This window comes from Sulfurimonas sp. (genome assembly GCF_023229025.1).
GTDB lineage: Bacteria > Campylobacterota > Campylobacteria > Campylobacterales > Sulfurimonadaceae > Sulfurimonas.
Window position 1 is genome coordinate 43,556 of the sequence record NZ_JALOAA010000011.1, and the last position, 14,985, is coordinate 58,540.

Consider the following 14,985-nt stretch of genomic DNA (forward strand, 5'->3'; position numbering starts at 1 on the left):
CTACTCCTTTAAATAATTTTCAAAATACTCAAGCTGTTCTTTGGTTCTCTTTGTAGAAGTACCGCCTTGTGATGTTCTGGCATTCATAGAGTTTTCAATCGATAAAAACTCCAAAACATCTTTACCTATTCTAGCATCTATCTCTTGAAGATATTTTAACTCTATATCGCTCAAATCAATTTTAAGCTCTTCGCTTTTTGCAACTGCCCTGCCTGTAATAAAGTGTGCCTCTCTAAAAGGAATATCACACTTTTGTACTAAGTAGTCCGCCAAATCAGTAGCGCTTAGATGCCCTACCTTACATGCACTACTCATGTTATGGCTCTTTACCTGCATAGTCTTGATTGCCTCTTTTAAGATTTCCAAAGAGATTTGTGCAGTCTCAACCGCATCAAAAACGCCCTCTTTATCCTCTTGCGTATCTTTGTTATAGGCAAGCGGAAGAGCTTTCATAACAGTTAAAAGTCCCATTAACGAGCCGTACACCCGCCCTGTTTTACCGCGAAGAAGCTCTGGAACATCAGGGTTTTTCTTCTGTGGCATAATTGAAGAACCGGTAGAGTACTCATCACTAAGCTCAATAAACTTAAACTCATAACTTGACCACAAGACAAGCTCTTCGCTTAGACGTGAGATGTGCATCATCATCGTAGAGATATTAAACAAAATCTCTAACGCAAAATCTCTGTCGCTTACCGTATCTAAACAGTTTACGCTTACGCTATTAAACCCTAAAAGCTCTGCCGTCATATCTCTATCTATATTGTGTGGAGTTCCGGCGAGTGCAGCACATCCTAGTGGAGAGACGCTATTTCTCTCATGTGAGCTCTCAAATCTCTCAATATCTCTTTTAAACATAGCTAAATATGCACTGAGGTGAAAAGCAAAATTTATAGGTTGCGCATGTTGAAGATGCGTCATACCGGGTATAAGAGTTTCGGTGTGCTTAGATGCGACAAGAAGCATCTCAGACATTAAGAGCTTTAGTGCATCAACTATCTCTAAGTTTTTACGAAGTACATAACGGCGAAAATCAACTGCAACTTGATCATTTCTGCTTCTTGCGGTATGAAGTTTTTTCCCGGCATCCCCGATGATAGCAGTTAATCGTTTTTCAATCCCCATATGAAGATCTTCATCAGAGATTTTCCACTCAAATACACCGGACTCTATCTCATCTTTGACTTGTTTTAGTCCGTTTTTTATCTGTATAAATTCACTCTCTGTTAGAATGTTCTGTTTTGTAAGCATTTGGGCATGTGCGAGTGAGCCTTCGATATCTTCACGATAGAGTTTTCTATCAAACATGATGGAAGCATTAAACTGGTCTAAAAGGTTTGATGCCCCCGCTGAAAAACGACCTGACCACATTTTTTCCATAACTATTTCCTTAATTTATTTATTGTGCTATTTTTATTTTAAAGTGTTAATTAAAAAGTTTGGTATTTTAGCTAAATTAAGTGACTATACAAAGTGAAGTCTGTTTGCCAAGGTAAAAAACCTCAGCAATATTAAGAGAGTTTTAGTTGCAAGCCGGCACGTTGCCGCTATCCTTTGCATACTCTAGTAAAAAGTCCTCTAGATGTCTTACGTTTTTTGAAAACTTTTTGCTACTGAAATATCTATGAGACTTGCTAGCCTCTTTGCTTTCTAAGTGAATATCTTTTAATCTATCCCCCTTGGCTCTTGTGTAGCTTCTCCACTCTATCTTTCTTTTTGTAGCAACAAAAGCCTGTCCTGCTTTATGGCATTTAGCGCAATTTCTTACAAACTCCCTTTGTCCCTTATATATTGCAGCACTTAGATTTAACGAAGTAAAAACAGATATAAGAAGAACAAACATTAAAAACTTTCTCATGCGGTAAACCCCTATAATGATTGATTATATTACATCACTATTTATTACATTAACCTTATAATAAAAGAAAATGAGATTAAATAATTACAATTGAAACTTTTCATGCAATTTATCGTTTAAATCCCATACACCTTTTTTCTTTAATGACTCTACAACACTTTGTGTACACTCCACATCATCGGGCCACTCTCTGCTATAACCATCAAGCAGATTTTTGTTAGTTCCATCCACCCCAACCATCAATCCTGAGATAAAGATATCTCTCATGGCATCAATATTGTTTGTAACTCTCCAAATTAGCATATATGGATTAAATATATCGTTTTTTTCCTCATCAACAAAAACAACAATTCTAATATGCATACTCAACTCAACAAGGGCATCAAAATAGTTTTTTGCACTTTTTTTCTTATTTACAGAGATAACGGTTATTGGGTTTTTAGTTCTTCTCATAAATTGATGCAGATTTACCGCCTCAGGAATAATCTCCTTAACTCTAACAAACAGCTCTTCATCTCCTAGTAGTTGCGGGGCTTCTACCTTATGTGCAGATGTAGCGTCAATTCCCAATTTTCCGCCAACTAGCGTCTCTGGGGATGAGTGGTCAAGTGCGTCTAATATTCCTTCTGAAATAAATAGCGACTTTGGCGTAAATCTATCAAGAATATATGTCGCAACTGCTTCGTAGTTCTCTAATGTCGGTGCATTTTCATCAAGAAAAATTGCATGTTTAACAAAGCTCATCTGTCCCGTACCCCAAAAAGCATGCATGAACTGCTTTGCATGCCCTTTATATAATGGTTTCATCTTTGCAAGTATAAGATTATGAAAACCTGCGTTCTCAGGCATATGATAATCGACTAAATCAGGTGCGGTAGTCTTTAGAAGCGGAAAAAATATCTTGCCGGTTGCCCAACCCATGTACTTATCTTCAAGTGGTGGTTTTCCTACAACGGTAGCTAAGAAAGTAGGGTTATGTTTCGTAGTAATTGCACTTACTTTCATAACAGGATAAGGCTCAGCTAGTGTGTAGTATCCGGTATGATCTCCAAAAGGTCCCTCTATTTTCATATCATGCGTATCTACCCAACCCTCTATAACATAATCAACATCTTGTGGTATATAAAGAGGTGTAGTGAGTGATTTTACAAGCTTTGCAGGCTCTTTTTTTATCAATCCATACATTAATAGCTCATTAACGCCGTATGGAAGCGGTGCCGTAGCACACCATGTATATAGCGGGTCTCCGCCTACCGCAACACTAACGGGCATTTTTTTACCTGCTTTTTGGTACTGATCAAAAAAGTGAGAAGAGTCTTTATGAATCTGCCAATGCATCCCTAAATGATTTTTATCATAAACCTGAAGTCTATACATACCAAGATTTACCATCTCGCCATCTAGACTCTGCGTATAAACCTGCCCCATAGTTATAAATGGACCACCGTCTTGCTCCCAAGTCGTTAGTACCGGAAGCTTATAGAGGTCAATATTTTCGTCCAGATATTTTACCTGCTGGCAGGCGCCGCTACCTTTTAATTTTTTTGGAAATATATTCTTTAGAGAAAAAAGCTCGTTTGCCATTGATAATTTATTAAAAAAACCTTCAGGAGGCTTCATGTGAAGCAGTTTCGTTATCTCATCCGCGATAGACTCGATTGGTCTGCCAAATAGCAACTCACAACGTTTATATGAACCAAAAAGATTCATCAGTATGTTCTCTTTAAATTTTTTACCACTTTTTTTATCTACTGCATTTGTAAACAGAAGTGCCTTACCGCCATCTTTTTTCTTCACTTCGGCATAAGCTAAATGGGGTATCTCCAAATATATATCAAGCTCTTCTTCTATAGTTTTAAGCTCGTCATTTTTTCTTAACAGCTCGATACTTTTTTGCATGTTATTTATTTTCCATCATAGCTTCCGCGCGTGCAAGAAGCTCCTTCGCACCTCTTGCAATAAACTCTGCCGCCATCTCTCTTCCTACTTGCTGATAATCTTTTTTAGAAGTTATTTTTGAATCACTAAGCATCTCTGTACCATCTGGAAGACCAAGTACGGCTCTTATACTTACATTGCCATCTTCAAGCACTGCTGCATTAACACCGATTGGCACCTGACAACCGCCCTCAAGCTCATCAACAAAAGATCTCTCGATAGTAGTCTCTATTCTGCTATACTCATCTTCAAGATGCGCTACGATTTTTAAAACTTCTGCATCATTTATAGCCTCAATACCTAGTGCACCCTGCCCCATAGATGGAATCATCTCTTCAAGAGAGATTGGATAAACATACTTGACTGCATCAAGAAGAGAGAGTCTATTTATCCCTGCAGCAGCTAAAATAATTGCATCAAATTCTCCATGCTTTAGCTTTCTGATTCTTGTATCAACATTGCCTCTTAAATCTTTTATAACCAAATCTGGGCGAAGCTTCTCTATCTGCATTCTACGACGAAGAGAAGATGTACCGACTACCGCTCCTTTTGGAAGGGCATCTATATTTGCATACTTCTCAGACAAGAGTGCATCTCTGCAATCTTCTCTATCTGTAATTGCTGCTAAAATAAGCCCATCGGGCATAACCGTCGGTACATCTTTTAACGAGTGAACCGCTATATGTGCTTCACCGCTTAACATAGCCTCCTCTAGCTCCTTCAAAAACAGACCCTTACCACCTATTTTAGAAAGTGCTTTGTCCTGTATTTTATCCCCTGTAGTCACGATGACGTTAAGCTCAACTTCTAAGCCCGGATTTTGCTCTTCTAATATAGCCTTAATGTGATTTGACTGCCAAAGTGCCAGTTGTGAGCCTCTTGTTGCTATTACTAATTTCTCCATCTATTTTGCCTCTTTATATTTCATTTTTGTTTTATCTAGCTTTCCGTCAAAAAACACCATTGGCGTACCATTGACCATCATCATACTTGCTACATCTAAGTCACTCCTAAAATGCTTTGTAACCTCTTTTGAGAGCAACTCAAACGATTTTATATTAGAGTTCATTACTCTGTTAAACTCTGCAAGAATCTTCTTATTAGATCTCTCTTTTGGATCTATATTAACTTTGTAAAGATCAAGAACAACGTTTTTTCTGCCTTTTAACTCAAGAGCAATAGCAGCTTGAACTAGCTCGACAGCCGCAGGATGAAGTGTCTCAAGCGGAAAATGATAATAATACACAGCATACTTATTAGGGAATTTTTTCATATAGTTAATGGCTTCGGGGACATAGGATCTGCAAAATGGACAAAGTGGATCAGAGAAGATTGCTACCTTATGTTTTGCATTAGCATTTCCCGAAATCAAATTCTCTCTTTTATAGAACTCATCTTTAAAAGGTATAGAGACAAAATCACTCATCTCTTTTGCTCTTTTTAGATCAAATAGCTCCTTTGTAATAACCTCTCCATCAGAGAACCACATCATCTTTTGCACTACATGTCTTCCATCTTTTTTTAAAATAGCATCTAGCTCTACGATGTAAGCACTCCACTTCTCATGTCCATCTACTTTATTTTCACTTAAAATCTTAACGTTCATAGATTTTACATTTGGATTGTTATCAAAACTATCTTCTATAAATGTCTCTATTTTTTGCTTAATATCGTCTGCTTTTACTAGGCTACTTACTACTAGTATTATCGCTAATAATTTCAACATCAATGACATCATCATCCTTTCTTAAATTGTTATACTCATCCTCTTTTTTACACTTGTTTGATTTTACATTATATCTATTAACAAGCATAGTCGTAAATATGCTAAACTGCAATAGCGAGCCTATTATATCCGTTAAAAAACCAGGAACGATAAGCAGTATTGCTCCAATAATCGTAAAAAGATTTAAACTCTGAAACTCCTTTAAATCAATACAGTTATATGAGACCGCCATAAAGTTCTCTCTAAGAGTTGTTTTAAAGTTAGCAAGTATCATAAGCCCTACAAAAGCACTAATGACTATCTCAAAAAATGTTGCCAAGCCACCTATTGCAGATGATATATTGACTGAGATTATTACCTCTAAAAATAGATATACGATAAAATAGAGCATTACTTAAGTAGTTCCAACATTTTAGCGCCGATTTCATCTGCATTTACAGAAGTATTATCTGCTGTTTTTCTATCATAAATTTGAACTAAGCCGTTTTGCAACTCTTTTCCTATAATAACGGTGTACGGGAAACCTATAAGTTCTGCATCTTTCATCTTAAAACCAAACCTATCCTTTCTATCATCAATAATAACTTCTACATGCGAAGCTTTTAGCTTCTCGTAAAGCTCTTCGCCTAAAGCAACCTGTGCCTCATCTTTTACATTTGAGACTAAGATATTTACCATGTAGGGCGCGCTCTCTTTTGTCCATATACAGCCGTTTTCATCATTGTTTTGTTCTATTATGGCTGCTACTAGTCTACTAACACCTATACCAAATGTCGCCATTTCAAAGGGTTTTGCTCTACCGTTTTCGTCACTAAAATTAGCTTCTAGCGCTTGCGAATATCTAGTTCCAAGTTGGAAAATATGTCCAACTTCAATCCCTTTTTTAAAACTCAACTCTCCGCCGCATGAGCATTTTTTATCAAGTTTTTTTAGCTGAAGTTCTTCATAAGATTTCTCATTTAAAGCACTGATTTCATCTTCACTCTCAAATATAGTCTCTATATTTGCACCATATGCACAGCTTTGGCATACTACTATCGTATCCTCACCGCTGTTGGCCAATACGTGAAACTCCTTGCTTCCCTCTCCGCCGATTGCTCCGCTATCAGCTTCAACTACTCTAAAATCAAGCCCGAGTCTGGTAAATATTTTTTTGTATGTCTCTTCCATGAGGTCAAACTCTCTAACCATATCCTCTTTGGAGGAGTGAAAAGAGTATCCATCTTTCATCAAAAACTCTCTACCGCGCAAAAGTCCATATCTAGGTCTTGCTTCATCACGAAATTTAGTATTTATCTGATAAAGATTTAGAGGCAAATCTTTATAGCTAGTTACTCTATTTTTTACCAACTCAACCATAGCCTCTTCGTTTGTGGGGCTTAGCACAAAATCGTTTTGATGCCTATCTTTTATGCAAAGCATCTCTTTCCCCATAGCATCAGCACGTCCACTTCTCTCCCATAAGCCCATAGGCGTTACAAAACTAAGCTGTACTTCCATGCAACCTGCTCTATCTAACTCATCTTTTACAATAGCTCTAATCTTCTCTAGTACAATTTTGCCAAGCGGCATAAAGTTATAAAGTCCGGCACCTTGACTATTTATAAAACCGCCTCTTATTAGAAATTGGTGACTAAGCAAGGTCGCATCTGATGGCGACTCTTTTGTTGTTGGAATAAACGCTCTGCTTCTTCTCAACTATCTTCCTTCTATAATATTTAATGCATGCTCACATTTGTATTTGTCTGGCATGTCGCTTTTATCTTTTTGTATCAAAAATTGCATAGCACTAGTTACCATGTCTGCTTTTGACTCCTCTGAGACGCTACGCATCTTTGATGTCATCTCATGAAGAAATCTCTTCATTACCTGCTCACTCATCTTACTAATTTGATTCTCATACTCCTTAGGAATAAAACCTTTTTTAATAACTCTTTGTGTCTCTTCTTTTGCGGCTTGAAAAGCTTTTTGATATATCTCTTTTATCATAGGTTCTACATTTAAAGTATTTAGCCACTCAAAAAACTCTACCGTGCTTCTTCCAATAATGCCATGAGCTTTTCTTGCACTATCTTCTCTTAGGCTTAGGTTTTCATCTACTATATTTTTCAAATCATCTATAACATAAAGGTTTATTCGCTCACCTTTGTGATAATTTATATCGCGCGGAAGTGCCATATCAAACCAGTATCTGTCAAAGTCACACTGCTGTATAATCTCATCTGTAATTATCGGGTTAGGTGCAGAGGTTGCGGTAAAGAGAATCTCAAACTCATTTACTGCTTTTGGAAGCTCACATATATCTAAAACTTTTGCACCGCACTCTTGCGCAAGCTTTGAAGCTTTCTCTTCTGTTCTGTTCATTATATAGACATCAGCACCGCTTGAGAGGAGATGTTTAGCAGTAATCTCTGACATCTCCCCTACCCCGATTACAAGTGCTTTTTTTCCATCTACACTATCTAGAACAGACTTTAGCTTTGAGACAGCAACACTTGCGATTGAAACAGGCTTTGAAGAGATATCAGTCGCATTTCTAACCTTTGCAGCACACTTAAAGGCGTGATGCATAGCACGAGCGAGCTTTTGACCGCAAAAACCTTTGTCGTATGAGTATCTAAAAGCATCTTTTAGCTGTCCTGCGATTTGTGTCTCCCCGACAACCATTGAATCTAAAGATGAGGCAACTGAAAATATATGGTGAATTGCACTGCTGTCATCATATATACTTGCTCTTCCTTCAAGTTCATCAATTGAGATTCCGGACCTTGCCGTTAGCATCTCAAAGATATGTTGCGTTGCAGCTGCAATATCGACGCAGCTGCAAAAGACTTCCATGCGATTACATGTAGAGATTAAAATTGACTCATTAATTGAAGCGCTAGAGTTTAGTTTTGCCAAACAACCTAGCTTTGCTGAGTCATCTTTGTAAGAGAGTTTTTCTCTTACATCCATAGTTGAGTTTTTATGTGAAAAACTTATATTTAAATAGTGCATTAGTAACTTCTTTTTATCATGGTTTGTAAAATATTTATGAGTTGTTCATCATCTTTCATAACACCCATTGCCTCTTGCGATAATTTTTGGGCTAACTCAAATGATTTTTCTATACTTTTATGCTCTTGCATCTTCTCTTTAATCCATCTGCTCTCTTGCTCATCCAAAACCTTTGCATGTAGATTTATCAACTTCTCTTTTTCATCGTCACTTAAAACTTTATAGAGATAAATATACGGTAGTGTGCATTTTCCCTCTACAAAATCATTCATAGCCGGTTTTCCAAGCGTTGCGGCATCGCCGGTTATATCTAAGATGTCATCTATAATCTGAAATGATAATCCTAGGTTTCTTCCATAAATAGAATGAGAGAGAGTCTCTTTACCTGCTAAAATAGCCGCTGAGACAGCTGCAGCTTCTATAAGAGTTGCAGTTTTAAGATATAGCATCTCAAGATATTTATCTTCATCGCTGTTAAAATTATTTGCCATCTTAACATCCATCATCTCGCCTTTGCTAAGTGCGGTGACACTTGAAGCAATTATCTTAGCAATATCTCTATCAAAAGAGAGTAGTTCCGTAAACGCTTTGGAGTATAAAATATCTCCCAGCATTACCGCGATTTTGCTACCCTCTGTTGCATTTACGGAGGCAACTCCGCGTCTTAGTGTCGCCTCATCTATAACATCATCATGAAGCAGGCTTGCTCCGTGAATAAGCTCTACAATTGCAGCTAAAAGAGGAGCCTTCTCGTGCGTTGGAGCAATCTTTAAAATCAGTTTTGCGCGAAGCCTTTTTCCACCCGATAGCATCCCAAAAAGATGCGTTACTTCATCATACTCTATCTCTTGGATTATTCTAGTTATTTCGCTCTCAACTCTTTGCATCATCCCTCTTTAAGCGTTTTTAAATCTTCTAGCACTATCTGCTTTTTATCATCTGACAAGAAAATTTCAAAAAGTGCTTCTTGTTTTTTTTGATCAAACTCTTTAAACTTTACAAGAATATACGGTACATTATAAAAATCTGCACCTCTAGTTTTCAACTCCAACCTAAAACTCTGGTTTTTATGTCTTAAATAGAGTACATTTTGCGCAGGCACTCTATCATATGATCTAGAGATAACTAATCCGCCATTTTTGTATAGTGTCCACTTAAGTTTAAAAATCTTCTCTTTATTGTCATATTTTACAAGAATTTTCTTTTGCTCATCTTTTTTTAGTGACATTTCCCTAATTTCTGTAAAATTATTGGCAAAAATGAAACTAAAACTAAATAAGCAAATAGTAAATAGTCGTAATATAATTTTCAATTATTCACTTTGTGAAAGAATCGCACCCATTAACTCAATATAGAGACTTTTTGCATGATCTTGTGTGTCATCCATATTTGAAATCATAAATCTCTTGATATCTTTATCGACATCTTCCCCAAACTTCTCAATCATCATAAGCTCCATAGCAGCTGCTCTGTCTATAAATTTCTCCAGTTCATGTCTAACAACATCATTGTTTGCGTTAAACAAAATATCCATTAATTTGCTCTTAGGAGAGCCCATAAAGATATCATCTTCATCTTCAAAAAGTCCATACATTTTATATCCTAAAGTTATTTATTGGCAAGATTATAACATCACAAAAACAATAAAGACTTGAAAATCAACCATTAAGTCTTTATTTTCTATAATTATGAGATGAAAATATATGACTTTTTAATTATTGGAGCCGGAAGTGCGGGATGCAATTTAGCTTATTTTTTAAACAAATACAACAGAAGCGTTGCAGTTGTTGACAGAGAAGGCATAGCAGGTGGAGCAAGCGGTGCGGCAGGGGCATTTCTCTCGCCTCTTCCTGGAAAAAAAAACAGCTATAACTCTTTGGTAAATGAAGCGCTTGAGTTCTCTTTGGAGTTTTATGAGAATCTTCTTGATTTAGCAGTAAATAAAAAAGGAGTTCTAAGAGTCCCAAATAGTAATTTTGATAAAGAGAAACTCTCTTATGAGGGCATAAAATATAAATATTTAAGTAGCAAAAAACTCCATGAAATATCAGAAAAATTTATGGATATAGAGGGCTATTTTTATGAAGATGCCGCAGTAATAGAACCTATACAAATCTGTAATAAACTTACACAAGAGTCTGATTTTTTTAAAAAAGATATTAAAGAGTTAACCTTTAAAGATAATCTTTATTTAGTAGATGGCATTTGTGCTAAAAATATTATCTTAGCGCAAGGTGTTAGCAGCTCTCTAGTCAGTATGCCTTATATGGAAATATCCCCTATTTTCGGGCTTAGAGTTGATGCAAAAACAACAACTAAAGTTCCTTTTAACATACATAAAAATATCTCTATCTCAACTAATAAAAAAGATAATACACTCTCTATTGGAGCAACCCATGAGAGGCATGACGGCAAAGAGATGGAGTGTCTTACAACTTGTGATAGATGTAGTTTTTACATTAATAATGAACAGACACAAATAAAGACTCTTTTAAAGCAGGCCAAGGAGCTTATACAACTAGATAATTTAGAGGTTGTAAAAATATATAAAGGCGCAAGAGCTACAATTAAGAGCTATTTTCCGGTTGTTGGCAAAGCGGTTGATTATGAGAAGAGCCTAAAGAAGTACCCCTCTATTAAAAACGGAACAAAAATCCCGCCTGAGGATTTAGAGTACTATCCAAACCTATATGTTATAAATGCGCTTGGTTCAAGAGGCTTTGTATTTGGACCATATCTGGCAAAAATTTTAACTCAAAATATTATATGTAATGAGCCGATACCAAAAGAGATATCAACCCAAAAACTTTTTTATAAGATGGCTAGAAAAAATTAAATCAGTTATAAAACTATTTGTGTGCCGACACCAGCAGATGTAAATAGTTCTAGTAGCAAAGAGTGCTCTATTCTGCCGTCTATTATGTGTGCTTTTAGTACTCCGCCCTCTATTGCTTCAAGGCAAGCATCCACTTTTGGCACCATTCCGCCATGAATCGTTCCATCAGCCTTTAGAGCCTCCACTTCTTCTTTCGTAAGCGTGCTAAAGAGCTCTTTATCATTGTTTAAAACACCTGCCGTATCAGTTAAAAATATAATCTTGTTCGCACCAATAGCTTTTGCAACATATGAAGCGCATAAATCTGCGTTTATGTTAAAACCAGGGTGACCCATCTCTGTACCGTCTGCAATCGGAGCAATAACAGGAATAAATTTCTCTGCTATTAGAGTTGAGATAACATCGGCTTTGACTTCTGTGATATTTCCGGTAAGACCCCATTTTGCAAAGTCTTTAGCCTTGGCTGTAATAAATTTTGCATCTTTTCCGCTAATTCCTATTGCTTTTGCCCCATGAGAGTTTAGGAGCGAGACTATCTCTTTGTTTATCTCCCCGCTTAAAACCATCTCAACAATGCGCATAACCTCTTTTGAAGTCACGCGTTGCCCGTCAATAAATTTAGTCTCGATATGTAGAGCACTCAGCATCTCACTTATCTGTCTGCCGCCGCCATGAACTATGACGGGCTTGATTCCCACTAAATACATAAGAAGTATGTCTTGGGCAAACCTCTCTTTTAATTGAGGTGACTCTTGAGCTGAACCGCCGTATTTTATTACTACTATCTCTTTGTTAAACTCTTTTATAAACGGTAGAGCCTCAAGAAGCGTCTGAACTGTTTCAATCTTTTTTTGCATTAGCACTTCCTATATAACTATCTATAATTTTAAAAATATTTTCATCAACTTTCACATACATATCTAGTAGAGAAAGGTTTATATCAAACTGCTCTATTTTAACAAAATCTTTATACGTCACCAAAACCGAGTCTGCTTTGTCCCTTTTAAGGATATCTGAAACCTCTTTTTTAGTAAATATATGATGATCCTCAAAGTAGTTTTTACTGATAACTTCGGGTAAATAATCATCCAATCTCTGCGGTCTTGCTATTGCAGTTATAAGTGACATTTTATCACTTTTATTTTTAAGTTCAACCACTCTTTTAAAATCAACCCCCTCTTTTACGACAAGAGCCTCTTTTGTTGCCCATAATCTCTCTCTAAATGGCCCTGAAGGAAGGCAAAAACTGTTTTTACTCTCAACATCTATAAGAATATCAAGCTTTTTTATATCATGCTTTGAGTAGGCATCATCTAAAAACACAATCTTAGCGCCCATCTCTTTAGCTCTGATTATCCCTTTTTTTCTATCTTCGCTTACTACAACAATGGCACTAGGAATTTTATGTGCATAAATCATAGCTTCATCTCCGCTTCTATTTACATCACATAAAATTTCTCTGCCGTTACTTACTACCACAAGACCGCTACTATCTCTTCCATAACCGCGAAGGACTATAGCAGCATCCTTATAATTTGATGCAAGTGCAGTTACAAGAGGGGTTTTACCGCTTCCACCGACACTTAGGTTTCCAACACTTACGACATCTATGCCTAAATCTTCACTCCTTTTGCTTTTAAAACGCAAAAACATAACAAAACAGTAAAAAAAACTTAAAGGAAGCAGTGAAATAGAGATGAATTTTTGTACAAAATTGGGGTTGTAGAAATACTCTTCAACCCAGAAAACTACTCTCTTACGCATTTAAAAAACAATCTATTAGAGTTTTAGTTGCAAAGAGAGATAGATTGTCTAACATAAAGATTAAACTCTAGTTGATGCTACTAGTTTAATCTTATCTATAACATACTTAACCTCTTTATCATCCATGCTCGGGTAGATAGGGAGTGACATAATTTTTTGGTAAGTCGTAAGTGCAACAGGAAAGTTGTTTACCTTTAGTGAATATTTATGTTTATAGTATGAAAGAAAATGCAGAGGAATATAGTGAAGACCGACTTCAACACCATGTTTTTTTAGCTCAAGCGCAAAAGAGTCCCTGTTTTTATCTACTTTGATAATATACAAAGAGTATGGATGATTATCATCTATTGATTTAGGAGTACTAACATGCTCTACCCCTTCAAAAGCTCTGTTATACATTTGGGCAATCTCTTGAACTCTTTGAAGGTTTTTGTCCTGCTCCTTTATTTGCGCTCTAATATATGCAGCACTCAATTGACTCATAGAGTAATCAAATCCGATATCCACTACATCATAAATATACTCCAAGGAGTCGTCATCTCTCTTCATAGCATGCGTTCTTAAAAGATTTGCTCTATCTATAATCTCTTTAGAGTTTGAAACAAGCATTCCGCCGTTACATATATCTCTTTTTAGATGAGATGAAAAATTAAAACAGGTAATATCAGCTCCTGTTGACCCGATTTTCTTCTCTTTGTATGTTGCTCCTAAAGCCTCGCAAGCATCTTCTACAATTTTCACATCATATATTTTTGCCATACTATAGAGTCTCTCTAAATCAACACACTGTCCTGCCACGTGTGTGACTATAACAGCTTTTAGTTTTTTAGCTTTATTCTCTTCTAAGTAACTCTCTAGCTTATCTAAATTGATATTATAACTCTCAGGGTCAATATCTATAAAAATCGGCTCAGCATCAAAATGGCGAACAACCTCCGGAACATTCGGGTGAGCATTAACGGAACAGACTATTTTATCCCCTCTTTTTAAGTCAAGTGCTAACATAGCCAAATGAAGAGCCGATGTGCCATGTGATGTAGCCAAAGCGTACTCCACTCCTATATATGAAGCGAACTCACTCTCAAGCTCCTCAATTTGGTCTATATTTTCACCATCTAAAACATCACTAACATTTGAGTGTGCTTCTCTACTGCTCTCATATCTATAAAATGCTACTTTCATTCTCTGTTCCTTATAATGTTATATCTCTTGGATAATAAAAATCATGATCTATATTCCCTAGAAGTAAGCTTGGCAATAGGAGGCATTTTTCTCTTAAACGCATTACTAGAAATACGTTTTATAATCATATCTACCATCTCTTTATTGCAACCCCTCTCTACCATCTCTTCCACACTTAGTTTATCTTCAATATAATATTTTAACGCCTCATCAAGCTTAGCATAGCTATAGCCCAGATCAGCCTCATCACTCTGCCCAACCCATAAATCTGCTGATGGTGCTTTTTGTATAATAGTTTTAGTTATTCCCAAATACTCTGCTAGCTCATAGATTTCACTTTTATAGAGATCTCCTATAGGATTTAATGCACAAGCTAAATCCCCATAAAGAGTTCCATAACCTAACATCAATTCGCTCTTGTTACTAGTTCCTAAAACCAAAGCTTTTTCTTTGGCTGAAATATCAAAAAGGGCACTCATCCTAAGTCTAGCAGAAAGGTTTCCGCGTCTTAAATTATCCATGTCGGTATTTAGCTCTTCATAAGCCTTTAGCATCGGCTCAATTGATACCGTTATAGAGTTTAATTTAAAATCAACGCAAAGCTCCTTAGCATCATCCAAAGAGCTTTGTGAAGAGTAATGTGAAGGCATTTTTACACATAAAAGATTATCTTTGAATACTCTT

16 protein-coding genes are annotated in these 14,985 nt (G+C 36.4%); 1 reads left to right on the top strand and 15 read right to left on the bottom strand.

Features of this window, described 5'->3' with window-relative positions:
- The 11 genes from argH to M0Q20_RS04285 all read right to left on the bottom strand — a co-directional run bounded on the left by argH (position 1) and on the right by M0Q20_RS04285 (position 10,113).
- Positions 1 to 1,380, bottom strand: coding sequence for an argininosuccinate lyase (gene argH, locus M0Q20_RS04235; protein WP_295058922.1), 1,380 nt, complete (start codon positions 1,378 to 1,380; stop codon positions 1 to 3).
- Between the two features lie 142 nt (positions 1,381 to 1,522).
- Entirely contained in the window at positions 1,523 to 1,858 is a 336-nt protein-coding gene (locus tag M0Q20_RS04240; protein ID WP_295058923.1) for a cytochrome C, read from the bottom strand.
- 84 nt (positions 1,859 to 1,942) lie between these two features.
- Complete coding sequence (locus M0Q20_RS04245; protein ID WP_295058924.1) at positions 1,943 to 3,757, bottom strand: menaquinone biosynthesis decarboxylase; 1,815 nt, start codon at positions 3,755 to 3,757, stop codon at positions 1,943 to 1,945.
- Between the two features lies 1 nt (position 3,758).
- A complete protein-coding gene (gene hemC / locus M0Q20_RS04250; RefSeq protein ID WP_295058925.1) occupies positions 3,759 to 4,700 on the bottom strand; it encodes a hydroxymethylbilane synthase in 942 nt (313 codons plus the stop codon).
- Positions 4,701 to 5,522, bottom strand: coding sequence for a thioredoxin domain-containing protein (locus M0Q20_RS04255; protein ID WP_295058926.1), 822 nt, complete (start codon positions 5,520 to 5,522; stop codon positions 4,701 to 4,703). It lies immediately after the preceding gene.
- Positions 5,485 to 5,913, bottom strand: coding sequence for an FxsA family protein (locus M0Q20_RS04260; RefSeq protein ID WP_295058927.1), 429 nt, complete (start codon positions 5,911 to 5,913; stop codon positions 5,485 to 5,487). The genes M0Q20_RS04255 and M0Q20_RS04260 overlap by 38 nt, the downstream gene beginning before the upstream one ends.
- On the bottom strand, positions 5,913 to 7,220 hold the full coding sequence (gene proS / locus M0Q20_RS04265) for a proline--tRNA ligase (protein ID WP_295058928.1): 1,308 nt from the start codon (positions 7,218 to 7,220) through the stop codon (positions 5,913 to 5,915). Before proS ends, M0Q20_RS04260 begins: the two co-directional genes overlap by 1 nt.
- Positions 7,221 to 8,519 carry a glutamyl-tRNA reductase gene (gene hemA / locus M0Q20_RS04270; protein ID WP_295058929.1) on the bottom strand — a complete coding sequence of 433 codons (1,299 nt, stop codon included), beginning with the start codon at positions 8,517 to 8,519 and terminating at the stop codon, positions 7,221 to 7,223.
- Positions 8,519 to 9,406, bottom strand: a complete 888-nt coding sequence (locus M0Q20_RS04275) for a polyprenyl synthetase family protein (protein ID WP_295058930.1) — start codon at positions 9,404 to 9,406, stop codon at positions 8,519 to 8,521. Before M0Q20_RS04275 ends, hemA begins: the two co-directional genes overlap by 1 nt.
- Entirely contained in the window at positions 9,406 to 9,747 is a 342-nt protein-coding gene (locus M0Q20_RS04280) for a hypothetical protein (protein WP_295058931.1), read from the bottom strand. The genes M0Q20_RS04275 and M0Q20_RS04280 overlap by 1 nt, the downstream gene beginning before the upstream one ends.
- 84 nt (positions 9,748 to 9,831) lie before the next feature.
- Positions 9,832 to 10,113, bottom strand: a complete 282-nt coding sequence (locus M0Q20_RS04285; protein ID WP_295058932.1) for a DUF2018 family protein — start codon at positions 10,111 to 10,113, stop codon at positions 9,832 to 9,834.
- 99 nt (positions 10,114 to 10,212) lie between these two features.
- Here M0Q20_RS04285 and M0Q20_RS04290 point away from each other — a divergent pair, with 99 nt between their 5' ends.
- Positions 10,213 to 11,355 (top strand): FAD-dependent oxidoreductase, encoded by a 1,143-nt coding sequence (locus tag M0Q20_RS04290; RefSeq protein WP_295058933.1) that lies wholly within the window; start codon positions 10,213 to 10,215, stop codon positions 11,353 to 11,355.
- Positions 11,356 to 11,360: 5 nt separating this feature from the next.
- Here the strand turns inward: M0Q20_RS04290 and argB are convergent, their stop codons facing one another.
- The 4 genes from argB to M0Q20_RS04310 form a co-directional block, all read right to left on the bottom strand.
- Positions 11,361 to 12,212, bottom strand: coding sequence for an acetylglutamate kinase (gene argB / locus M0Q20_RS04295; protein ID WP_295058934.1), 852 nt, complete (start codon positions 12,210 to 12,212; stop codon positions 11,361 to 11,363).
- A complete protein-coding gene (locus M0Q20_RS04300) occupies positions 12,196 to 13,119 on the bottom strand; it encodes a tetraacyldisaccharide 4'-kinase (protein WP_295058935.1) in 924 nt (307 codons plus the stop codon). The genes argB and M0Q20_RS04300 overlap by 17 nt, the downstream gene beginning before the upstream one ends.
- 60 nt (positions 13,120 to 13,179) lie before the next feature.
- The gene (locus tag M0Q20_RS04305; RefSeq protein ID WP_295058936.1) at positions 13,180 to 14,301 is read right to left on the bottom strand and encodes a DegT/DnrJ/EryC1/StrS aminotransferase family protein; all 1,122 of its coding nucleotides are present in this window, start codon (positions 14,299 to 14,301) and stop codon (positions 13,180 to 13,182) included.
- A gap of 41 nt (positions 14,302 to 14,342) precedes the next feature.
- A partial coding sequence (locus M0Q20_RS04310; RefSeq protein WP_295058937.1) for an NAD+ synthase occupies positions 14,343 to 14,985 on the bottom strand: 643 nt, incomplete at its 5' end.